Below are 23,014 nucleotides of genomic sequence, written 5' to 3' on the forward strand. Positions count from 1 at the left end.
CCGCCCCCACGCAGCCAAAAGCATCAGTCTTCCACGACCTCGCCCGCCGCAACCGGGTCCTCGTCGGTCACAGCCTCGCCAGCCTCACGGCGCTCGCGCTCGACCTGCCGCCAGCGGGCGACGTTGCGATTGTGCTCGTCGAGCGTCTGCGCGAAGGCATGGCCGCCCGTCCCGTCCGCGACGAAGTAAAGATCATCCGTCTCGATCGGATTGGCGACCGCCTCAAGCGCGGCGCGGCCGGGAATGGCGATCGGACCGGGCGGCAGCCCGTTGATGCGATAGGTGTTGTAGGGCGTGTCGGATTCGATATCCGAACGGTAGATCGGGCGGTCGGACGGCTTACCCTCGCCGCCGAAAATTCCATAGATGAAGGTCGGATCGGACTGTAGCCGCATGCCCTGACGCAGCCGGTTGATGAAGACCGAGGCGACGTGCGGACGCTCGGCCGCCTGCCCCGTTTCGCGCTCGACGATGGACGCCAGCGTCACGAATTCCTCGACGGTTTCGATGGGCAAATCATCGGCGCGGCCCTCCCAGATCGTTTCGATCATGCGCTGCTGATTGGCAGACAGCCGGTCGATCATTTCCTGACGGTTCATGCCGCGCGTAAAGTTGATCGTATCGGCCGCGATCGACCCTTCCGGGGGAAGTTCCGACGGCATATCGCCCTCGAGCCCTTCCATCGCTGCGATGCGCTCGAACGCGCGATGCACCGTGAACCCCTCGGGAATGGTCAAGGCGCGCTGAACCGAACGTCCGCTCTTCAGGAGTTCGGCGATGTCGTACATCGAAGCGCCGGCCGGCACCTCGTATTCACCTGCGCGCAAGATCGCGTCCCGGTCATAAACCCGCAGCCCATAGCGGAAAATCTGCGCGTTGGTGATCACGCCTTCGCGCTGAAGCGTCGTGGCGATCTCGCTGACGCCCGTATTGGGCTGGATCAAGACCGTTCGCGCCTCGGTCGACGGGCCGGGGCCCTCGAACTGGACTTTGCCGAAATACCATGCCGCGCCAGCCGCCAAAGTGGCGAAGACGATGCAAGACATGACAAAATTCATGAAAATTACGAACTGACTGCGCGAGCGGCGAGACCGCAGCGCGGGCGGCGGCGTGCCGGGCTTCGTGCGCAGCGTTTCGCCGGGCGATTTCGGCCTCGAATGAATCGGCGGCTGGCCGGGCGGCGGGGCGCCTGCAGAATCAGTCGTCATGGAGCCTCAAAAGGTCAGGATGCACGTAGAATCGCTACGGCACGGTAGCGCCAAACATGGCAAATCTTTGCGACGGCGTGTGCTCAGGCGTCGAAGCGCTTGAAGACCAACGACGCGTTCGTGCCGCCAAACCCGAACGAATTCGACAACGCCACGTTGATTTCGCGCTCGCGCGGCTTGTGCGGCACGAGATCGATGGCCGTTTCCACGGCCGGATTGTCCAGATTGATCGTCGCGGGCGCGATATTGTCGCGGATCGCAAGGATCGAGAAAATCGCTTCGGCGGCACCTGCCGCGCCCAGAAGATGGCCGATCGACGATTTGGTCGAGGACATCGAAATCTTCGAAGCCGCATTGCCGACAAGGCGCTCGACTGCGCCCAGTTCGATCGTGTCGGCCATGGTGGAGGTGCCATGGGCGTTGATGTAATCGACATCGGCCGCTTCTAGCCCGGCGCGCTTCAGCGCCATCTTCATGCAGCGGAACGCGCCGTCGCCGTCCTCGGCCGGAGCCGTGATGTGATGTGCGTCGCCCGAAAGCCCGTAGCCGACGATTTCGGCATAGATTTTCGCGCCGCGCGCCTTGGCGTGCTCCAGTTCTTCCAGAACCAGAACGCCGGCACCCTCGCCCATGACGAAGCCGTCACGATCGCGATCATAAGGCCGCGACGCCTTTTCCGGCGTGTCGTTATACTGCGTGGAAAGCGCCCTGCAGGCAGCGAAGCCGGCCATGGACAAACGTGCGATCGGCGATTCGGCACCACCGGCCAGCATCACGTCCGCATCGCCGAAGGCGATAAGACGCGCCGCGTCGCCGATGGCGTGCGCGCCGGTCGAACAGGCGGTGACGACCGCGTGGTTCGGCCCCTTGAGGCCATGGCGGATCGAAACCTGCCCCGACACGAGGTTGATGATGTTGCCGGGAATGAAGAACGGGCTGATGCGGCGCGGGCCGCGCTCCTTGAGGATCAGCGCGTTTTCCGCGATGCCCTCGATGCCGCCGATGCCCGAGCCGATCATGACGCCTGTGGCGTTTCTGTCGTCTTCGGTCTTCGGTTCCCAGCCGGAATCCGCAAGCGCCATATCGGCGGCGGCAATGCCGTAAAGGATAAAGTCGCCGACCTTGCGTTGTTCCTTCGGCTCCAGAAAAGCGTCGGGATCGAAGGCACCTGCAAGCGCCTTGTCACGCGGGATCGGCATGGCGATCCTGGCCGGAAGATCGTCAGTTTCGAACTGATCGATCGGCCGCGCAGCACTTTTCCCGGAAAGAAGCTCTTTCCAGCCGTGTTCCACACCGACGCCGAATGGCGACAGAAGACCGAGGCCCGTGACGACGACGCGTCTCATTGCCTATCCTCCCTCAAGTGCAATCACTGAAATGCAGCCGCGCGGCTTGACGAGATCAGGCCGTGGCCTTCTCGATGAACTTGACGGCGTCACCGACCGTCAGGATGGTCTCGGCGGCATCGTCGGGGATCTCCACGCCGAATTCCTCCTCGAAGGCCATCACGAGTTCGACAGTGTCCAGGCTGTCTGCGCCCAGATCGTCGATGAAGCTCGCGCCTTCCGTCACCTTGTCGGCTTCGACGCCCAGGTGCTCGACGACGATCTTCTTGACCCGTTCTGCGGTATCGCTCATTTCGAAAAACCTCGAAGTTGGTTGATTGGTCTTCGTTAGCCGCACCTTTACGGCTAATCAAGTTGAAAGATGTCAGGCTTTCGACGGAAGCTTTCCGCCATACCTTGAATTGCCTGCGCCCTTTTCAACGGTCCTTACGGCGACGGATAGGTTCGTCACCGGTCATTTCGGCAGCCCGATTACACGAATTGGACGTGCCGTCCAAGGCGAAAAGGTGATTTCCAACGCAAAAGCGCCGGAAACCAGCCCGCCTCTAGATCATTGCCATGCCGCCATTGACGTGAATGGTCTGCCCGGTGATGTAACCGGCGGCATCGGAGGCCAGATAAACGACCGCAGCGGCCACATCGTTTCCCTTGCCCATCTTGCGCATGGGAATGGTGCTCATGATCGCATCGCGCTGCTTGTCGTTGAGCTTGTTCGTCATCTCCGATTCGATGAAACCGGGCGCAACGCAGTTTACCGTCACATTGCGCGTGGCGATCTCCTGAGCCAGCGACTTGGAAAATCCGACGAGCCCGGCTTTCGACGCGCAGTAATTCGCCTGCCCGGGATTGCCGATCACGCCGACGACCGACGTGATGTTGATGATGCGGCCCGAGCGGCGGCGCATCATCGGATGGGTCAACTCGCGTGTCAGGCGGAAAGCCGCTCCAAGGTTCACCTCGAGCACTGCGTCCCAATCTTCGTCGGACATACGCACGAACAGCCCGTCCCGCGTGATACCCGCATTGTTGACGAGAATATCGACGCCGTCGAGTTCGGCTTCGACCTTCTTTCCCAGTTCGGCGACCGCCGCGCGATCCGAAAGATCGGCCGGAAACACCTTTACGCGTTCACCCAGATCGGCGGCCAGCGCCTCGAGCTTCTCGACGCGCGTGCCGTGGATACCGAGCGTCGCGCCTGCGCCATGAAGCGCACGCGCAATGGCCTCGCCGAGGCCGCCGGTCGCGCCGGTGACGAGCGCCTTCTTTCCTGTCAGATCGAACATGTTCTTGTTTTTCCTTGTTCGGTTCAGCCGAGCGCCGCAAGCGCGGCCTCGACGTCCTGAGGCGTGTTGATCGTCTGCGATGTCAGGTTCCGGTCGATGCGGCGAGCGAGCCCTGAAAGGACTTTGCCGGTGCCCACTTCATAAAGAGTGGTGACGCCGTTTGCGCCGAACCATTCGATCGTCTCGCGCCAGCGCACCTGGCCCGTCACCTGCTCGACCAACCGGCGCGCGATTTCGTCCGGGTCGGTCAGCGCCGACACGGTGACGTTTGCGATTACCGGAACGACCGGCGCATTCTTTTCCACCTTTGCCAGCGCTTCGCGCATGGCGTCGGCTGCCGGAGCCATCAAAGATGAATGGAAGGGTGCGGAGACCGGCAGCATCAAGGCGCGCTTGGCGCCCTTTTCGGTTGCAAGACGCGCAGCTTCCTCGACGGCGGCCTTCGCGCCGGAGATCACGAGCTGTCCGCCGCCATTGTCGTTAGCAATCTGGCATGCACCTTTGGCGGATGCTTCCTCGCAAGCCGACTGCACCACATCGTGTTCCAGCCCGATGATGGCTGCCATTGCGCCCTCGCCGACCGGAACGGCAGCCTGCATCGCATTGCCGCGAATGCGCAAGAGGCGCGCGGTATCCGCGATGGAGAACATGCCGGCGGCGCACAGCGCCGAATATTCGCCGAGCGAATGGCCCGCGACGTAAGCGACCTTCGCCTTCATGTCGAAGCCGCGCGCCTCCATGGCGCGGATCGCTGCCATCGATACGGCCATCAGCGCGGGCTGCGCGTTGGCGGTGAGCGTCAGCGCATCTTCGGGACCGTCCCACATGGTGGCCGACAGCTTTTCGCCGAGCGCCTCATCAATCTCCTCGAAAACGGCGCGCGCTTCGGGAAAGGCGTCGGCAAGGTCCTTGCCCATGCCGACGGCCTGGCTGCCCTGTCCGGGAAAGGTGAATGCGATTGCCAAAGCTCGGTCTCCTTCGACTTTTCGCCTGCCGTGTGGCGCAGACACGCTTCAAAAGTCAAGGCTAGCGGCGTCCCGAGCACCGAAGGGACGTTGCAATGCGGCTCCGATCATGTATAAGCGCCCCACTCTGCCGGTCCTGCTGGGGGCTGAACGGAGGGCCATGCGCGTTCCGAAAGGCATGTTCATGCAGAAGGTCATGTACCTTCGGCCTCCCGTGTCTCCGCTCTCGACCGTCTCGACCACAGCCTTTCTTGCCCGCTTTGCGGCGCTTGGGAAGTTGATGAGGCTTTTGCCGCGGGCACCGTGCAGGGAAACGAAGAAAGGCTAAGAAAACATGACACTTTACGAACACGTGTTTCTTGCCCGTCAGGACCTCTCCGCGCAGCAGGTCGAAGCTCTTGTCGAACAGTACAAGGGCGTCATCGAAGCGCATGGCGGATCGGTCGGTCGGGTCGAGAACTGGGGCTTGAAGTCCCTCACCTACCGCATCAACAAGAACCGCAAGGCCTACTACAACCTGATGGACATCACGGCTCCGGCCGCCGCCATTCAGGAAATGGAACGCCAGATGGGCCTGTCAGAAGACATTCTGCGCTTCATGACCATCAAGGTCGAAGCACATGAGGAAGGCGCGTCCGCGATGATGCAGAAGCGCGACGACCGCGGTGATCGCGGCCCGCGCGGCGATCGTTTCGGCGGCGACCGCGACCGTGGCCCGCGCAGCGATCGTGGCGACCGCGACGATCGCGGCCCGCGCCGTCCCCGTGAAGCCCAGGCAGAAGGAGCTGGTGCATAATGGTCGATATCAACCAGATCCCGACGCGCCGGCCGTTTCACCGCCGCCGCAAGACCTGCCCGTTCTCCGGCGCCGGCGCACCGAAGATCGACTACAAGGACGTCAAGCTCCTGCAGCGCTACATTTCCGAGCGCGGCAAGATCGTTCCGTCCCGCATCACGGCGGTCAGCCAGAAGAAGCAGCGCGAACTCGCCAAGGCGATCAAGCGCGCACGTTTCCTCGGCCTGCTGCCTTACGTGGTGAAGTAAAACTTCGAGGGGCGGCTCGCCGCCCCTTTTCTCCCGGTGTGATCGGCATGCCGGCGAGACGAAATTCCGAGTTGAGATGCGACTTTTCCCATCTCTAACTGCCAACCGGCAGGACAGCGCCCGAAGACGCGATTTACGCATCTTCCTCCTGTTCCTGCCATGTCGGTCCGCCGACGAATGAAAAAGGAACAGTGACATGCAAGTCATCCTGCTCGAACGCGTTGCCAAACTCGGCCAGATGGGCGAGACCGTGAAGGTGAAGGACGGGTTTGCCCGTAACTTCCTCCTGCCGCAGGGCAAGGCGCTGCGCGCCAACGAAGCCAACAAGAAGAAGTTCGAAGGCCAGCGCGCCCAGCTCGAAGCTCGCGACCTCGAGCGCAAGAACGATGCCCAGAAGGTCGCCGACGAGCTCGACGGCAAGACGTTCATCGTCGTCCGCTCGGCCGGTGAGACGGGCCAGCTTTACGGTTCGGTCTCCACGCGCGACATCTCCGAGCTTCTGACGGAAGAAGGTTTCTCGGTCGGCCGCAACCAGGTCGAGCTGAACCAGCCCATCAAGACCATCGGCCTGACCAACGTCGCCATCGCGCTTCACCCGGAAGTCGAAGTGACGGTCACGCTGAACATCGCCCGTTCGGCTGACGAAGCCGAGCGCCAGGCACGTGGCGAGACGCTCGATTCGGCCGAAGCCATCTATGGCGACGACATCAACGAGAACGCACGTCCCGACGCCTTCTTCGACCCGGACGCCGAATATGGCGACGAGGAAGAAGAGGTCGTAGCGGACGAAGGCGAAGAGCGCGAATAAGCGTTCTTTTCATCGCGACGATTCCAACGCCCGGGCTTCTGGCTCGGGCGTTTTGCATTTCGTGGCCTCATTCGGGACCCTTTAAGAGTTCGCAACATTACCCTACGTTATGTAGATCGTGTCGATCTCATGGGTCTGCGATGTTCTGGATGCTGAAACAGCTTGGCAACCGAATCGTGAGAACCGGCAACCTGATCGTGACGGATTCGCGTGGCGACAGGAATCGGTTCGGAAACGGCGAAGGAAAGCCAATTCACATAGTGTTGCGCACCACGCGTGCGGAACGCTCGATCCTTCTGAACCCGGCAAACGCCGTCCCCGAAGCCTACATGAACGGCGAACTCGATATCGTCGAAGGCAATCTTCTCGATTTCATCCACTTCGCCTACGCCAATCTCGATCTTGCCGAAGCGCACACGCCACTGATGCGCGCGGCGGAAAAAGGCCGGTTGCTTGCCAAGCCGCTGCACCAATGGAATCCGGCCTCGCGCTCGCGGGCGAATGTCCAGCACCACTATGATCTCTCCGAAGAGCTCTACCGGCTCTTTCTCGACGAGGACATGCAGTATTCCTGCGCCTATTTCGAGCGTCCCGACATGACGCTGGACGAGGCGCAAAAGGCGAAGAAACGTCACATCGCTGCCAAGCTCGCCCTGAAGCCGGGCCTGAGCCTTCTCGACATCGGCTCCGGGTGGGGCGGACTCGGCATATATCTGGCACAGCACTTCGAGGCCGACGTGCTCGGCGTGACGCTTTCCGATGAACAGCACCGCGTTGCGACGGAACGCGCGCACGCGCTTGACCTCGACCGGCACGTCCATTTCGAAATTCGCGACTATCGCAGCCTTCAGGAGCGTTTCGACCGGATCGTCTCGGTCGGCATGTTCGAACATGTCGGCGTCAACCACTACCACGCCTTCTTCGACACCTGTGCCAAGCTGTTGAAACCGGACGGGGTGATGGTGCTTCATTCGATCGGTCGCTCCGGTCCTCCCGCCGCGACAGCGCCGTTCATACGCAAGCACATCTTTCCCGGCGGCTACATACCGGCGCTTTCCGAGGTGCTTCCCGCGATCGAACGATCCGGGCTAATGGTGAACGACGTCGAAATCCTGCGCCTGCATTACGCCGAGACGCTGCGGCACTGGCGCGAGCGCTTTGCGGCGAATCGCGACCGTGCGAAGGCGCTTTACGATGAGCGCTTCTGCCGGATGTGGGAGTTCTATCTCGCCGCGTCTGAAGGTGCTTTCCGCTGGCAGGATCTGATGGTCTTCCAGATTCAGCTTACGCGCCGCAACGACACGCTGCCTATTACCCGCGACTATATCCACGAAGTCGAGGAACGGCTGGCCGATGACGAGGAAGCCGCAAAAGCGCCGAAGTCCCGCCGACGCAAGAAGGCCTGAGCGGACTGGTGTGGCAGCGCTGCACGAGTCAAGTCGCACGGTCCCAAAAACGCACTTTCTTCCCCGCATCCCTGTGAAATAATGTTGATGGTCTGATTCGCCTTGGTGTGCCCGCTTCGACGCGCTAGACACCTTGGCACCAGCCGCGATTCACGTTTCTCGTTCCGTCGGCGCTTCCGACAGATGGACATGGAAATGGCCGAAGCCGCTCGCAAGCTCGCTCCCGTGGAACAGCCGCTTTATCGCGAAGCGCCGCACAATATCGAGGCCGAGCAGGCGCTACTCGGTGCCGTTCTCGTGAACAACGATGCGTTCTACCGCGTCTCCGACTTCCTCAAGTCCCAGCATTTCCACGAACCGCTGCATCGCAAGATCTTCGAGGTCGCGGGCGAACTGATCCGCATGGGCAAGATGGCCAACCCGGTCACGCTCAAGACCTTCCTGCCGGCCGAGGAAAAGGTCGGCGACCTGACCGTCTCGCACTACCTCGCGCGCCTTGCCGCCGAAGCGGTCAACGTCATCAACGCCGCCGATTACGGCCGCGCGATCTACGATCTCGCCACGCGCCGCGCACTGATCACCGTCGGCGAGGACATGGTCAACATCGCCTATGACGCACCGGTCGATATGTCGCCGGCCGCGCAGATCGAGGATGCCGAGCGCCGCCTGTTCGAGCTCGCAGAAACGGGCCGCTACGATGGCGGCTTCGAAAGCTTTTCGGATGCCGTCAAGACCGCCATCGACATGGCAGCCGCCGCCTATCAGCGCGACGGGCATCTGTCTGGCGTTTCCTCAGGGCTTCGCGATCTCGACGGCAAGATGGGCGGCCTCCAGCCGTCGGATCTGATCATTCTCGCCGGTCGTCCGGGCATGGGCAAGACCTCGCTCGCAACCAATATCGCGTTCAACATCGCCCACGCCTACGAGCCGGACCAGCAGGCGGACGGCTCCTTCAAGGCCAAGAATGGCGGCGTGATCGGCTTCTTCTCGCTCGAAATGTCGGCCGAGCAGCTCGCCACGCGTATCATTTCAGAGCAGGCCGAAGTGCCCTCCTCCAAGATCCGGCGCGGCGACCTGACCGAAGCTGACTTTTCCAAGCTCGTCGGCTGCACGCAGACGCTTCAGAAAATTCCGCTCTTCATCGACGCGACCGGCGGCATCTCCATCGCGCAACTTTCGGCGCGCGCGCGACGGCTAAAGCGCCAGCGCGGCCTCGATGTTCTGGTCATCGACTATGTGCAGCTCATGCAGGGTTCGTCCAAGGCGTCGGCGCAAAATCGCGTGCAGGAAATCACCGAGATCACCACCGGCCTGAAGTCGCTCGCCAAGGAACTCAACGTTCCGATCATCGCGCTGTCCCAGCTTTCGCGTCAGGTCGAAAGCCGTGACGACAAGCGCCCGCAGCTCTCCGACCTTCGCGAATCGGGCTCGATCGAGCAGGACGCCGACGTGGTGCTGTTCGTCTATCGCGACGAATACTACATGAAGAACAAGGAACCCGATCGCGGAACGCTCGAGCATCAGGAGTGGGAGACGAAGCTGAACGAAGTGCGCGGCAAGGCCGAAGTGATCATCGCCAAACAGCGTCACGGTCCGACAGGCACGGTGTCGCTCTCCTTCGTCGGCGAGTTCACGCGCTTTGCCGATCTGGCCGAAGAGCACCATTTGCCGGAACGGTTCGAGTAATTGCCGTTTCGCGAGCGTGACATAACGGGTCCTGATCCACGTCTGGCCGGCGGGCGCCTCTCGATCGATGTGGCGGCGCTTGCCGCCAATTACCGATTGCTGGCCGCCAAGGCGCATCCGGCGCGCTCGGCCGGCGTGGTCAAGGCGAATGCCTACGGTCTCGGCCTCGATGTCGTCGCGCCGGTTCTGTGGGCGGAGGGCTGCCGCATCTTCTTCGTCGCCCTGCCGCATGAGGGCATCGCGTTGCGCGGTTTGCTTCCCGAGGCTGAAATCTACGTTCTGGCGGGGCTGTTCGAAAGCCACGCGGCGCAGGCCTACGGCGAGGCGGAACTCATTCCCGTTCTGAACGACGAGACGGATATCTCGATCTGGGAGGCGTATGGCTGGGACGGCGAAGATGTATCGCGCCCGTGCGCCATCCATGTCGATACGGGCATGAACCGGCTCGGGCTGACCGACGCGCAGCTCAATCGCTTCTTCCACGAAAACAAGCTGACGCGCGCGCTTAGCCCGCGGCTCCTGATGAGCCACCTCGCCTGCGCCGACGATCCGTCATCGCCGATGAACCAGCGGCAACTCGAATCTTTCCAGACCTTTGACCGGCTTTTCTCCGGCATCGATTCAAGCCTTGCCAATTCATCTGGCATCTTTCTAGGCGACCACTACGCTTTCGACATCGTGCGGCCGGGCATCGCGCTTTACGGAGGCGCACCGCAGACGGGCACGGCCAATCCGATGCGACCGGTTGCGACCGTGGAGGCTCGGATCGTTCAGGTGCGCAGCGCCAAAGCGGACGACACCGTCGGCTACGGCGCTCCGCAAGCGCTTGAACGCGACACGATCATCGCCGTCGCCGCTTCCGGTTATGCGGACGGACTGCACCGCTCCATGTCGGGTGCGGGTGTTCCATTACGCGATGCTCTGCCCGCCGGCGGACATGGTTTTATTGCCGGGAAGCGCGTGCCGATCCTTGGCCGCATCACGATGGATTTGACTCTCTTCGACGTCACCGATCTTGGGCCGGGCGCCGTCAATCACGGCGACTGGATCGAGCTTTTCGGGCCGAATATCACGATCGACGAAGCGGCCGCAGCGGCGGGAACGATCCCCTACGAACTTCTGACCTCGCTGGGCGCGCGCTACCACCGCCATGTGGTCAACCGCGACCGAAGGACCGATGGCTAAATCCCGAACACAATTCATCTGCCAGAATTGCGGCACGGTGCATACGCGCTGGGCGGGCAAATGCGATGCCTGCGGCGAGTGGAACACGCTTGTCGAGGAAGGCTCGAACTCCGGCATCGGGGCAGGCCCCGGCGCGCTGCAGTCGTCGCGTAAGGGCCGCGTCGTCGCGCTGACCACGCTTTCGGGCGAGATCGAGGAAGCACCGCGCATTTCGACCGGCATAGGCGAACTCGACCGGGCGACCGGCGGCGGTTTCGTGCGCGGTTCGGCGCTGCTCGTCGGCGGCGATCCGGGCATCGGCAAGTCCACGCTTTTGACGCAGGCCGCCGCCGCGCTTGCCCGCAACGGCCATCGCATCGTCTATGTATCCGGCGAAGAAGCCGTCGCGCAGATCCGTCTTCGCGCACAACGACTTCACGCGGCCGACACCAGCGTCGAGCTTGCCGCCGAAACCAATGTCGAGGACATTCTGGCGACGATTTCGGAGGGCAAGCGGCCCGATCTCGTCATCCTGGATTCGATCCAGACCTTGTGGACCGACCTTGCCGATTCCGCACCCGGTACGGTGACGCAGGTGCGTGCGTCCGCGCAGGCAATGATCCGCTATGCCAAGTCTACCGGCTGCGCGATCGTGCTCGTCGGCCATGTGACCAAGGATGGCCAGATCGCCGGGCCGCGCGTGGTCGAGCACATGGTTGACGGTGTTCTCTATTTCGAAGGCGAAGGCGGCCACCACTACCGCATCCTGCGCACGGTGAAAAATCGCTTCGGTCCGACCGACGAGATCGGCGTCTTCGAGATGTCGGACAAGGGCTTGCGCGAGGTGTCCAATCCGTCAGAGCTGTTTTTGGGCGAGCGATCCACGAAAGCGCCCGGCGCAGCCGTCTTCGCCGGCATCGAGGGCACGCGCCCGGTGCTGGTCGAGATTCAGGCACTCGTTGCGCCCTCACCGCTCGGCACGCCGCGCCGCGCGGTCGTGGGGTGGGACAATTCGCGCCTGTCGATGATCCTCGCGGTGCTCGAAGCGCATTGCGGGGTGCGGTTCGCAACGCACGATGTTTATCTCAACGTTGCCGGCGGCTATCGCATTTCCGAGCCAGCCGCCGATCTGGCCGTCGCGGCGGCGCTCGTTTCCTCGCTCACCGGACTTGCCCTGCCAGCCGATTGCGTCTATTTCGGCGAAATCAGCCTTTCGGGCGCCATACGGCCTGTCGCGCATGCGCAGCAACGCCTCAAGGAAGCCGAAAAGCTGGGGTTTGCTCAGGCCGTCATGCCGCGGACGGGTGACGACACGGACAAGGTTTCGGGCGCACGCACGGTGCCGCTTTCAGAACTTGCCGATCTCGTGGCCCGCATCGCAGGTCGGCGCAAGCCGCAAGCCGGCGAAGATTAGAACGGGATTGGCCGGCGAACGATCCGATGCCGGAACGACTATGGAGCTCAAATGCCGATAACGCTGCTTGACGGAATTCTCGTCGGGTTCACCCTCGTTTCGGCCATGCTCGCCATGGTGCGCGGCTTTTCACGCGAAGTTTTGTCGATCGCCTCGTGGGTCGCGGCCGCCGCGGCGGCATTCTATTTCCACCCCCTCGTAGTACCGTTTCTCGAACCCTATATAGACAATGCGCAGCTGGCGCTTTTCGCGGCTGCGGCAATCGTCTTTTTCATCGCGCTGATCATCGTCACCGTCATCACCATGAAGCTTGCCGATTTCATCATCGATTCCAGAGTGGGCGCACTCGACCGGACGCTTGGCTTCGTCTACGGCGCGGCGCGCGGCATTCTGGTCGTGGCGGTCGCCTTCCTGTTCTTCTCATGGCTGGTCGGCACCAATCAGCCGGGCTGGGTGGCGGAGGCGAAATCGCGCCCGCTGCTCGAAGGCATCGGAACGTGGCTGGAAGGCGTTTTGCCCGATGACCCCGAAAATTCGCTTCTGGACCGGATTGGCGAGCGCACATCCGGCGAGGAAGCCCCTGCAGGCAACTGAGTTTCACGCGGCGCCGACAGGCGCCGCTTCATTTCGTTCTGGAAGACGCTAGGGCCCCGACCATGGCAGACGAACACGATACTCCCTTCTCCGGAGACGGCGACGACCGCTTCCATGACGAATGCGGCGTTTTCGGCATTTTCGGCCGACAGGACGCCGCCGCGATCGTGACGCTCGGCCTTCACGCGCTCCAGCATCGTGGGCAGGAAGCGGCCGGTATCGTTTCCTATGACGGCGCTCAATTCCATGTCGAGCGTCATATCGGGCTGATCGGCGACACTTTCACCAAGCAGTCGGTGATGGATCGCCTGCACGGTTCGCGCGCCATCGGCCACACGCGTTATGCCACGACCGGCGGCTCGGGCCTGCGCAACGTTCAGCCCTTTTTTGCCGAACTCGCCGATGGCGGCCTCGCCGTCGCCCATAACGGCAACATTACAAATGCGATGACCGTCCAGCGCCGGCTCCAGAAGGAAGGCGCGATCTTCTCGTCCACCTCGGACACCGAGACAATCATGCACCTCGTCGCGACCTCCAAGGAGCGCGATATCAGTTCGCGCTTCATCGAAGCTGTGCGTCAGCTCGAAGGCGCGTTTTCGCTCGTCGCGCTGACGTCGAAGAAGATGATCGGCTGCCGCGATCCGCTCGGCATCCGCCCGCTGGTTCTCGGCGACCTCGATGGCGCCTACATCCTTGCCTCCGAAACCTGCGCGCTCGACATCATGGGCGCGCGCTTCGTTCGCGACCTTGCGCCGGGCGAAATGGTCGTCGTCACCTCGCACGGCGTCGAAAGCTTCTTCCCGTTCGAGCCGGTCAAGCCGCGTTTTTGCATCTTCGAATATGTCTATTTCGCGCGACCCGATTCGGTGCTGGAAGGTCGCAACGTCTATGACGTGCGCAAGAATATCGGCGCGGAACTCGCGCGCGAAAATCCGGTCGAAGCCGACGTCGTCGTTCCGGTGCCCGATTCCGGAACGCCCTCGGCAATCGGCTTCGCGCAGGAGGCCGGGCTTCCTTTCGAACTCGGCATCATCCGCAACCATTATGTCGGCCGGACCTTCATCCAGCCGTCCGACTCGATCCGCCACATGGGCGTGAAGCTCAAGCACAACGCCAACCGTCGGATCATCGAGGGCAAGCGTGTCGTGCTGGTCGACGATTCGATCGTGCGCGGCACGACGAGCCAGAAGATCGTGCAGATGGTTCGGGACGCGGGCGCGCGCGAGGTTCACATGCGCATCGCCTCGCCGCCAACGCGCGCGTCGTGCTTTTACGGCGTCGACACGCCCGAGACCGCCAAACTTCTGGCAAGCCGCATGTCGGTCGAGGAAATGGCAGAGTTCATTCGCGTTGATTCGCTCGGCTTTCTGTCCATCGACGGGCTTTACCGCGCCGTTGGCGAAGCTGAGCGCAACAATGACGAGCCGCAATTCTGCGATGCCTGCTTCACCAAGCAATATCCGACCCGCCTGACCGATCTCGATGGCGTCGACAATGTTCGCACGCTCTCGCTGCTTGCGAACAATGGCCAGTAATCAACGGAAACCATGACTGAAAAACTCGATCTTACCGGCCGCGTGGCGCTCGTCACCGGGGCATCGCGCGGCATCGGCTACCATGTCGCCAAGGAACTTGCGGCGGCGGGCGCGCATGTCATCGCCGTGGCGCGCACGGTGGGCGGGCTGGAAGAGCTCGACGACGAAATCCAGGCGGCAGGCGGTCAGGCGACGCTGGTCCCGCTTGACCTGACGGATTCGCCCGGCGTCGACAGGCTTGGCGGCGCGATCCACGAACGCTGGAAAAAGCTCGACATTCTTGTCGCCAATGCCGGCATCCTGGGCATCATCGCGCCGCTCGGCCATGTGAAGGCGAAGGTCTTCGATCAGGTCATCGCGACGAACGTGACCGCGACATGGCGGGTGATCCGCTCGGTCGATCCGCTGCTGAAGCTCTCCGACGCCGGCCGCGCTGTCGTCATGACATCGGATCTTGGAACCGCGCCGCGCGCCTATTGGGGGCCTTTTGCAGCGTCCAAGGCTGCCGTCAGCGCGATGACGAAAAGCTGGGCGCTCGAAACGCAGAACTCGGCGCTGCGCGTGAACCTGGTCGATCCCGGCCCGACGCGCACGGCCCACCGTGCGCTCGCCATGGCAGGCGAAAACCCGATGGATGTGCCCCATCCTTCGGAAATCGCCGGTCGCATTGCAGCGCTTGCCTCTCCTGCGGTCGACGTCACCGGCAAGACCTTCTCCATTCGCGAAGACCGGTTCGTCGATTAGTCGTCCTGACGGAACCATTTTATTTTCGCCAGATTGATTCTGTTGGCCATTCGGCTAGGCTCCGTGTCAACGGCCGCAAAGAGCCGCTTGGTCCCGAATAGGGAGGTGCGGCCATGCTCCTGACCTTGTTGTCCATCGTCGCAGGTTTTGCGGCCATCTGGCTGGCATTTGCGATCGTCCTTGTGAACCGGCAGGGCATTTCGCTTCGCCAGGCTATTTTGTACGCGCCGCTGAAACTCGCCTTCCGGATCGACGATTCGTCGCTGCGCGCTGCGCGGACGGACGGACCGGTCATCTACGCGATTTCGCACCAGTCCGGGCTTGATCCGGCGCTGATGCTCTCCGTCCTGCCGGACGATACGCTGCACATTCTCGACGAGGCCTCCTCGCGCACCGCGTGGCTGGAGCCGTGGCGTGAACTCGCGCGGACCATCACCTTCACGGCCAAGCACGTGTTCGTGAACCGCCGCCTGACGCGGCGGCTAAAGGCCAAGGGCCGCCTCGCAGTCTATTTCCCGTTCGACGCCGAACCGGACGTCAAGAGCTTCCGGCTTTATCGTGCTGTCGCCAAGATCGCGCTGGCTGCCGACGCGAAGGTCGTGCCGATCTATATTCGCGGATCGAGCCATCTGCCCGGCGCGTACGAGCCCGCCGCCAAGACACCGCGAAAGCTTTTTCCCAAGCTGCGCATCATGGCGATGCCACCGAAAACGATCGACGAACTCGTCGCCGCCGCAGGTCCAGTCGGCGTGACCACCGCCAATGCCCTGTTCGATAGGGTCGCCGAGGCACGGTTTTTCAGCCAGGGACGCCCCAAGACCATCTTCCATGCCGTACGCAGCGCCGCGCTTCTTTACGGCGCAGGCCGCATCATCGTCGAAGAGGTCGCAGGCAGGAACCTGTCCTATCGCGGCCTCTTCGCAAAGGCGCGGATGCTGTCGGGAAAACTGGTCGAGATCGGCACGGCGGGCGACACGGTCGGGCTGATGCTGCCTAACGGCACGCAAAGCTTCGCCACCTTCCTAGCCCTTCAATCGGCGGGACGGGTCGCCGCGATGATGGGGCCGGGCGTTGGTCCGGTCGATCTCGTTCGCAACGGCGCGATCCGCACAATCATCACGTCGCGCGCCCATGTCGAGAAGGCGCGGCTTTTCGATGATATCGAGGCTCTGGCGCAGGCCGGCGCGCGTATCGTCCATATCGAGGATATCGAGGCGTCTCTGACCGCATTCGACCGCATGCTCGGCTGGATGACATGGCGTGCACGCCGTCTGGCCCGGCACGCCGACGATCCGGCCGTCGTGCTCTTCAAACAGACCACGGAGGGCGGTCAGCGCGGCGTGGTACTGACACATGCCAACCTGATTGCCAATGCCGCCCAGATCGAGGCGCGGCTCGTGCTCTCGCGCGGCGATACGATGCTCGCCGTCCTGCCGCAACACACTTCGCTCGGGCTGACCGTCGGCCTCGTCCTGCCCCTGATGAAGGGCGTCCGCGCGCTCGCTTATCCTTCACCGCTTCATACCCGCCAGATCCCGCAGGTGGCGGCGACGCGCCGACCGACGATCCTGTTTGCAACCGACGCCCTGCTTCTGGCCTATGGCAAGACCGCGCAAAGCTCAGATTTCGATAGTCTGCGCCTCATCATTTCCGGCGGAGCGCGGCTGCGCGACGTCACGCGCACGCTCTGGAAAGAACGCTTCGGCAAGACCATCATGGAAGGCTACGGCATGACCGAGACGGCGCCCGTCGTTGCGGTCAATTCGATTACGCATGGACGCAGCCGAACGGTCGGACGCCTCCTGCCGGGCATGCGCATGCGCCTCGAACCCGTCGAGGGATTGGAAAAAGGCGAGCATTTGTGGGTATCGGGTCCCAACATCGCCCCGCGCTATCTGGGCGAGGAAACGCCTCTCCTGAAAGACGGCTGGTTCGACACGGGCGACATCGTCTCCGTCGACCGCGAAGGCTACATCAATATCGTGGGCCGTCTCGGGCGTCTCGTGACGATCGCGGGCACCGTCGTGCCGCTGACCCTAACCGAAGAGGGCGCGGAGGCCGTTTGGCCCGACGCGATGAACGGCGCGGTCGCGGTGCAAAATGCCGACGGAAGCGACCGGATCGTGCTTTTCACGACGGAACCGGAGGCCGACCGGGCCGCCTTGTCGCGCCGCTGGAAGAAGCTCGGCTTCGACACGGCCGCCCTGCCCGCCGCTGTCGTTTCTCTGAAATCGATGCCGATGACGACGAATGGCCGGATCGACTATGCCAGGCTGGCGTCACTCGTCGACGATGACGGTGATCTAAGCAGCGCCGCCTGAATTCTCTTCCGCCACCACCTCTTCGCGCTCTGCCCGTTCGGCACGCCGTCCATAGGCGCGCACGCTGAACGGCAGCATCATGAAATACGCCGCTGCCGTCAGCGCGAGCGTCGTCCAGGTGTAGCTGAACAAAAGCGCGACATAGCCCACGATGGCGAGGATCAGCGGCAAAACGAGATCGCGGCGCACGCGCATTCCGCTCGACTTGCCCGAATAAACCGGCAACTGGCTGACGAGCAGCAGCGCGACGAAAATGGTGAAGGCGGCAGAGACGAAGCCAAAAGTCTGGTTCACCGGAACGCCGATCAGGCCGAGATAGACAGGCATCAGCACCAAAAGCGCGCCGGCCGGGGCCGGGACGCCGACGAAATAATCATTCTGCCACGCCGGACGATCCGGATCGTCGAGCATGACATTGAACCGAGCAAGGCGAAGGCAACAGGCGATTGCGAAGACGAGCGCCGCCGTCCAACCGAACGCGCCGGCCGCGTTGAGCACGAACGCGTAGAGCACCAGTGCCGGCGCGACGCCGAAATTCATGATGTCGGCCAGCGAATCCATCTGCGCGCCGAATGGCGAACTCGCTTTCAGCATACGCGCCAGACGACCATCGACGGCGTCGAGGAACGCGGCGATCAAAACCATCGCGATCGCGATTTCGAAGCGGCCTTCGAAGGCGAGCCGAATGCCTGACAGGCCGGCGCATATCGCCAGCACCGTGACGAGATTAGGCCAGATCAGCCGCAGCGGAATTTCGCGCAGGCGCGGGCTGCGTCGACGCGCGCTCGTCTCATACGTCGCGAAAGGCCACATCAGGACACCCGCACCAGCGGCGGCGTGCGCGCGGCGTCGAATTCGGCGATGATCGTCTCGCCGGCGATCGCCGTCTGGCCGACATGCACGCGCGTCACGGCGTTTCGCGGCAGATAGACGTCGAGCCGCGAGCCGAAGCGGATGATGCCGAAGCGCTCGCCGATACCGATATCGCTGTCGGCGTCGGCCCAGCACACGATGCGGCGCGCGACGAGGCCTGCCACCTGCACGACGCCGACCTGCCCGTTCGGGCTCTCGATGACGAGGCCATTGCGCTCGTTTTCGACACTCGCCTTGTCGAGTTCGGCATTGACGAACTTGCCCGCGCGATACTCGATCTTCGAGATGCGGCCACGCACCGGCGCGCGATTCACATGGCAGTTGAAGACGTTCATGAAGACCGAAACGCGGGTCATTTCAACCGTACCGAGACCAAGCTCGACGGGCGGGACGACCGGGCCGACAGCCGAGACCGTTCCGTCTGCGGGGCTGACGACGAGTTTGTCGTCGACCGGCGTCACGCGCTCGGGGTCACGGAAGAAGTAGGTACACCACGCGGTCAGGATCAGGCCGATCCAGAACAGCGTGGTCGAAAAGATCGCCAGGATCAGCGTGACGACCGCGAAGCCGGCAATGAAGGGGTAGCCTTCCCGATTGATGGGAACGAAAGTCTTCCTGATCGTGTCGACGAGGCTCATGAAACCGTCCGGCTGGAGTTGGCAAAAGGCTCAATTAGCCCAATACCCACCCGGTCGCAACGCGTCACACGTCCTCGCGTTCCGTCTCGACCCTCGGCTCGACTTCCGGCGTACGGCGGCGAACCACGACGCCGAGATCGTCTTCCTCGCGCGCCTGACGCAACTTCTCCTCGGCCTCCGTCGCCTCGCGCTGGCGTGCCCACATGGCCGCGTAAAGCCCGTCGGATTCCAGCAGTTCGCCATGTGTGCCGCGCTCGGCGATCTCGCCGGCCTTGAGGACGATGATCTCGTCGGCACCGATCACCGTGGACAGGCGATGCGCGATGACGATGGTCGTGCGCCCCTTCGAGACGAGATCGAGCGCGGCCTGGATTTCCTGCTCGGTATGCGTGTCGAGTGCGGATGTCGCCTCATCGAGAATGAGGATCGGCGGTGCTTTCAGGATCGTGCGCGCGATCGCCACGCGCTGCTTTTCGCCGCCGGACAGCTTCAATCCCCGTTCGCCCACCATGGCGCGATAGCCTTCCGGCAGTCGCTCGATGAACGGGCCGATCTGCGCAAGCTCGGCAGCGCGCTTCACCTCATCCTCCCCGGCCGATATGCGCCCGTAGCGAATGTTGTAGGCGATGGTGTCGTTGAAAAGCACCGTATCCTGCGGGACCATACCGATCGCTGAGCGCAGCGATTCCTGCGTCACCTGACGCACGTCCTGCCCATCCACGGTGATCGCGCCCGAACCGATATCGTAGAAGCGATAGAGCAGCCGCGAGATCGTGGATTTGCCCGCTCCCGAAGGACCGACGATAGCGACGGTGCGCCCTGCGGGCACTTCGAACGAAACGCCCTTGAGGATCGGACGGGCCGGATCGTAGGCGAAATGAACATCGTCGAACCGTACGGTGCCTCTGTCGACAGCCAGCGGGCGAGCATCGACGCGATCCTCGACCTCCTGCGGGACGTCGAGCAGATCGAACATGTTCTCGATGTCGGTCAGGCCCTGCCGGATTTCGCGATAGATGAAGCCGATGAAGTTGAGCGGGATGGAAAGCTGCATCAGCATGGCGTTGACGAAAACGAAGTCGCCAAGCGTGTGCGTGCCCTGTGAAACCTCCCACGCCGAAAGCGCCATGACGGCGGCCATGCCGACGCCGAAGATGACGCCCTGCCCGAAATTCAGCCAGCCGAGCGAAGTCCACGTTTTCGTCGCCGCTTCCTCGTAGCGCGCCATCGAGCGGTCGAAGCGCTCGGCCTCCATCTTCTCGTTGCCGAAATATTTGACCGTCTCGAAATTCAGAAGCGAGTCGATTGCCTTGGTGTTGGCGTCCGTGTCGCTGTCGTTCATCTCGCGGCGGATTTCGATGCGCCAGTCGCTCGCCTTCACCGTGAACCATGTGTAGAGCACCACGGTCGCGGCGATGATCGCGACATATTCCCAGCCATAGGCCACCGCGAAAATGATCGCCGTCAGCGCGAATTCGAGAATGGTCGGAACCGTGTTGAGGATCGTGAAGCGGACGATCGCGTCGATTCCCTTGGTGCCACGCTCGATGATGCGGGAAAGGCCGCCGGTGCGCCGCTCCAGATGAAAGCGCAGCGACAATTCGTGCATGTGAACGAAGGTCTTGTGGGCAAGCTGGCGCACCGCATACTGCCCGACACGCGCAAAGAGCGCGTCGCGCAACTGGTTGAAGCCGAGTTGGAGGATGCGCACGACATTATAGGCGAGCACCAGCATGACCGGTGCGACGAGCAGGACCGGAATATAGTCCGGCGCGGCGAACTCGCCATTCAGCGCATCGGTCGCCCATTTGAAGAAATAGGGAACGAGAACGAGGATGAGCTTGGCGATGACCAGAAACACTGTGGCCCAGACGACGCGCATCTTCAGGTCGGGCCGCTCGTCCGGCCACATATAGGGCCACAGATTGACGAGCGTGGAAAAAACGGAGCCGGATTCGGCAGATACGGTCTTGGGCTTAGTCGCCAACGCTCATGTCCTTGCAGGATAGTTTTTCGGCCGAACGGCACGATTCGACGAAATCGGAAAACATCGTCGAGAGGCCGGCAAGCGCGTCAAGGTCCGCCCGATAGACCGACTTCGGACGTTCGGGCTTATACGTGACGAGCCCGGCCTCGACGAGAATTTTCAGGTGCTGGGAAACGGTGGACTGCGCCAGATCGAGGCATTCGACGACATCCTTGCAGCAGCAGGCAGGCCGCGCGGCAAGGTGCTGCATGATGTGCAGACGCGTCGGATGCGCGAGCGCGCAAAGGCGGCGCGCAAGATGTTCATCGACGGTGGGCGGTTTGTGAGCATGATCTTTCATCGTTCATCGCCGATAAACGATGAATATCTCAAAGGCAAGGCCGCGCATACGCGACCTTTGGATTATTCGGTGGATGTCTGCGGCGCGATCTGGTCCGAAACGGCGTTCATGTCGGCGCGCTCGCCTTCGGCCGTTTCCTCCGGCACCTCGAAAATCTGCCCCGGCCAGATGCGGTCGGGATTGCGGATCTGATCCTGATTGGCGAGATAGATCGTCGAATACCTTACGCCACGGCCGTAGACCCGGCGCGAGATGCGCCACAGACTATCCCCGCGCCGGATGATGACGGAGCCGTCGACCGATTGCAGACCAGGCGCCATCGTTTCCTCGATCGAGGCGGAATCCGCCCCGGCAACAGCACCTTGCGAAGGCGAGCCACCCGCCCCCGAAGTCGGGGCTAATTCGGAGGAGCCACCCTGCCGGGCACCGTTACCCTCGGAACCTGTTTCCGCACCCGCCTCGTTTTGCGCATTTGCAGCCGGTTCACGCGGTGCAACCGCCGCGACCGTCTCGCCCGGCTCACGCTGGAAAGGAACTGCGGCACGAGCCGTCACCTCACCGCCCGGACCGATCACATCGGCGCGAACGATATAGTCGCCCACGGGCAGATCGGTCTGCGATTCGATCAGAAAGCGGCCTGCTTCCGACACGCGCGCTTCGCCAAGCAGCATGTCGTTCGCGTAAACGCGGATCGTTGTGCCGGCCGTGCCGCGCCCCGCGACGAAGACCGCATCCCGCTCGATCTCGATCGCCTCGACGGCAAGCGCGCTGCGCGGCGTCGACGGGCGCGATTGCGTTTCGCCGCCTTGCGTGTCGGCAGAGGCAGTCTCCCCAGCGCTCGCATCGGCCTCGGCCTGCGGTCCGGACGTATCAGTATCCGCCGTCGTCTCGTCTTCTGACGATGCGCCGTCATCTGCTCCAGCCGCAGCGATCTGACGCTCTGCCTCCTCGTCCGCCGCTGCCTCGGCCTGCATCTCCTCGCCCTCTGGCACGGTGATGAGACGCGACGCTGCTCCCGGCTCCTCGACGAGCGCCAGAACCTGCCCGGATTCATCATCGGGAACGGATACGATCGCCGTTTCGACGGAAGTCGTCACCGAGCCCTCGCCCGGCCCTGTTGAACGCAGGACGATCTGGTAGTCGCCCGGATCGAGCGCGTCATCAAGAACGGCAGCGAAATCACCGCTCGGACCGACCTCCGCGCGTGCGATAACATGGGCGCCTGCAACGACCTCGACCTGCGAATTGGGTTCGGCGCTGCCCGCAATCACCATCGATCCGTTGGGCTCCACCCGCACGACATGGAAGGACGGAATGGCCAGGTTCTCGCCCTCGCCCGTCTGCGTCATTTCACCTGGTTCGTCCGCTTCCGGAGCGGCGATCTCCGCCCCGCCTGTATCGCCCTGGGGCGTATCGGCCGAGCCTTCCTGCGCCGACGCTGCGGTCTCATTCTCGTCCGTCCGGGTATCGCCAGCCGTGGAGGTATCGGGGGCAGACGCGACCTGTGAAGCAGCATTCGGAGACGCCCACGGGTCGTAGATGCCCGTGTACCAGACCGTTCCGACAGCCGCCGTCACGACGCCAGCGCCAAACAGCAGGATTTTCAACCAGTTCGCAATCATTCGTGCTTTCCCGAAACCGGCACACAAACCGGCAAA

General features: G+C 62.8%; 21 protein-coding genes. 11 read left to right on the plus strand and 10 right to left on the minus strand.

The genetic code is table 11. The features are described 5' to 3' along the window. Positions 1 to 23 precede the first annotated feature (23 nt). The 5 genes from mltG to fabD form a co-directional block, all read right to left on the minus strand. The gene (gene mltG / locus ACX82Z_RS10865; RefSeq protein WP_459588668.1) at positions 24 to 1,208 is read right to left on the minus strand and encodes an endolytic transglycosylase MltG; all 1,185 of its coding nucleotides are present in this window, start codon (positions 1,206 to 1,208) and stop codon (positions 24 to 26) included. 83 nt (positions 1,209 to 1,291) lie between these two features. Continuing rightward, positions 1,292 to 2,554, minus strand: coding sequence for a beta-ketoacyl-ACP synthase II (fabF, locus tag ACX82Z_RS10870; RefSeq protein WP_459588670.1), 1,263 nt, complete (start codon positions 2,552 to 2,554; stop codon positions 1,292 to 1,294). Between the two features lie 55 nt (positions 2,555 to 2,609). Further along, complete coding sequence (locus ACX82Z_RS10875; RefSeq protein ID WP_024586204.1) at positions 2,610 to 2,846, minus strand: acyl carrier protein; 237 nt, start codon at positions 2,844 to 2,846, stop codon at positions 2,610 to 2,612. Between the two features lie 253 nt (positions 2,847 to 3,099). Further along, positions 3,100 to 3,837, minus strand: coding sequence for a 3-oxoacyl-[acyl-carrier-protein] reductase (gene fabG / locus ACX82Z_RS10880; RefSeq protein ID WP_459588671.1), 738 nt, complete (start codon positions 3,835 to 3,837; stop codon positions 3,100 to 3,102). Positions 3,838 to 3,860: 23 nt separating this feature from the next. Next, positions 3,861 to 4,802, minus strand: coding sequence for an ACP S-malonyltransferase (gene fabD / locus ACX82Z_RS10885; RefSeq protein ID WP_459588673.1), 942 nt, complete (start codon positions 4,800 to 4,802; stop codon positions 3,861 to 3,863). Between the two features lie 334 nt (positions 4,803 to 5,136). On the opposite strand from fabD, the gene rpsF reads away from it, so the two are divergent. From rpsF to ACX82Z_RS10940, 11 genes are all read left to right on the plus strand, one after another. Further along, positions 5,137 to 5,598: a 30S ribosomal protein S6 gene (rpsF, locus tag ACX82Z_RS10890; protein WP_459588675.1), complete on the plus strand. Its 462-nt coding sequence runs from the start codon at positions 5,137 to 5,139 to the stop codon at positions 5,596 to 5,598. Continuing rightward, the gene (rpsR, locus tag ACX82Z_RS10895) at positions 5,598 to 5,846 is read left to right on the plus strand and encodes a 30S ribosomal protein S18 (protein ID WP_252913465.1); all 249 of its coding nucleotides are present in this window, start codon (positions 5,598 to 5,600) and stop codon (positions 5,844 to 5,846) included. The genes rpsF and rpsR overlap by 1 nt, the downstream gene beginning before the upstream one ends. Before the next feature lie 196 nt (positions 5,847 to 6,042). After that, on the plus strand, positions 6,043 to 6,654 hold the full coding sequence (rplI, locus tag ACX82Z_RS10900) for a 50S ribosomal protein L9 (protein ID WP_459588677.1): 612 nt from the start codon (positions 6,043 to 6,045) through the stop codon (positions 6,652 to 6,654). Positions 6,655 to 6,794: 140 nt separating this feature from the next. Continuing rightward, entirely contained in the window at positions 6,795 to 8,060 is a 1,266-nt protein-coding gene (locus tag ACX82Z_RS10905) for a class I SAM-dependent methyltransferase (RefSeq protein WP_459588679.1), read from the plus strand. Positions 8,061 to 8,255: 195 nt separating this feature from the next. After that, positions 8,256 to 9,746 carry a replicative DNA helicase gene (locus ACX82Z_RS10910; protein WP_459588681.1) on the plus strand — a complete coding sequence of 497 codons (1,491 nt, stop codon included), beginning with the start codon at positions 8,256 to 8,258 and terminating at the stop codon, positions 9,744 to 9,746. Next, complete coding sequence (alr, locus tag ACX82Z_RS10915) at positions 9,747 to 10,931, plus strand: alanine racemase (protein WP_459588682.1); 1,185 nt, start codon at positions 9,747 to 9,749, stop codon at positions 10,929 to 10,931. Continuing rightward, on the plus strand, positions 10,924 to 12,324 hold the full coding sequence (radA, locus tag ACX82Z_RS10920; RefSeq protein ID WP_459588683.1) for a DNA repair protein RadA: 1,401 nt from the start codon (positions 10,924 to 10,926) through the stop codon (positions 12,322 to 12,324). Before alr ends, radA begins: the two co-directional genes overlap by 8 nt. 51 nt (positions 12,325 to 12,375) lie before the next feature. Further along, complete coding sequence (locus ACX82Z_RS10925; RefSeq protein ID WP_459588685.1) at positions 12,376 to 12,918, plus strand: CvpA family protein; 543 nt, start codon at positions 12,376 to 12,378, stop codon at positions 12,916 to 12,918. Positions 12,919 to 12,980: 62 nt separating this feature from the next. Next, positions 12,981 to 14,453: an amidophosphoribosyltransferase gene (gene purF, locus ACX82Z_RS10930; RefSeq protein WP_459588687.1), complete on the plus strand. Its 1,473-nt coding sequence runs from the start codon at positions 12,981 to 12,983 to the stop codon at positions 14,451 to 14,453. 12 nt (positions 14,454 to 14,465) lie between these two features. Then, complete coding sequence (locus ACX82Z_RS10935; protein WP_459588689.1) at positions 14,466 to 15,197, plus strand: SDR family NAD(P)-dependent oxidoreductase; 732 nt, start codon at positions 14,466 to 14,468, stop codon at positions 15,195 to 15,197. Positions 15,198 to 15,310: 113 nt separating this feature from the next. After that, complete coding sequence (locus ACX82Z_RS10940) at positions 15,311 to 17,518, plus strand: AMP-binding protein (protein WP_459588691.1); 2,208 nt, start codon at positions 15,311 to 15,313, stop codon at positions 17,516 to 17,518. Here the strand turns inward: ACX82Z_RS10940 and ACX82Z_RS10945 are convergent. From ACX82Z_RS10945 to ACX82Z_RS10965, 5 genes are all read right to left on the minus strand, one after another. Next, positions 17,501 to 18,331, minus strand: coding sequence for a CDP-alcohol phosphatidyltransferase family protein (locus tag ACX82Z_RS10945; protein ID WP_459588693.1), 831 nt, complete (start codon positions 18,329 to 18,331; stop codon positions 17,501 to 17,503). The two genes, ACX82Z_RS10940 and ACX82Z_RS10945, sit on opposite strands and share 18 nt — an antisense overlap. Beyond that, the gene (locus ACX82Z_RS10950; RefSeq protein WP_459588694.1) at positions 18,331 to 19,029 is read right to left on the minus strand and encodes a phosphatidylserine decarboxylase; all 699 of its coding nucleotides are present in this window, start codon (positions 19,027 to 19,029) and stop codon (positions 18,331 to 18,333) included. The genes ACX82Z_RS10945 and ACX82Z_RS10950 overlap by 1 nt, the downstream gene beginning before the upstream one ends. Before the next feature lie 64 nt (positions 19,030 to 19,093). After that, complete coding sequence (locus ACX82Z_RS10955) at positions 19,094 to 21,016, minus strand: ABCB family ABC transporter ATP-binding protein/permease (RefSeq protein ID WP_459588696.1); 1,923 nt, start codon at positions 21,014 to 21,016, stop codon at positions 19,094 to 19,096. Next, entirely contained in the window at positions 21,006 to 21,356 is a 351-nt protein-coding gene (locus ACX82Z_RS10960) for an ArsR/SmtB family transcription factor (RefSeq protein ID WP_459588698.1), read from the minus strand. Before ACX82Z_RS10960 ends, ACX82Z_RS10955 begins: the two co-directional genes overlap by 11 nt. Positions 21,357 to 21,418: 62 nt before the next feature. Continuing rightward, positions 21,419 to 22,978 (minus strand): LysM peptidoglycan-binding domain-containing protein, encoded by a 1,560-nt coding sequence (locus ACX82Z_RS10965; protein ID WP_459588700.1) that lies wholly within the window; start codon positions 22,976 to 22,978, stop codon positions 21,419 to 21,421. Positions 22,979 to 23,014 lie beyond the last annotated feature (36 nt).

The organism is Aliihoeflea sp. PC F10.4 (genome assembly GCF_054612275.1).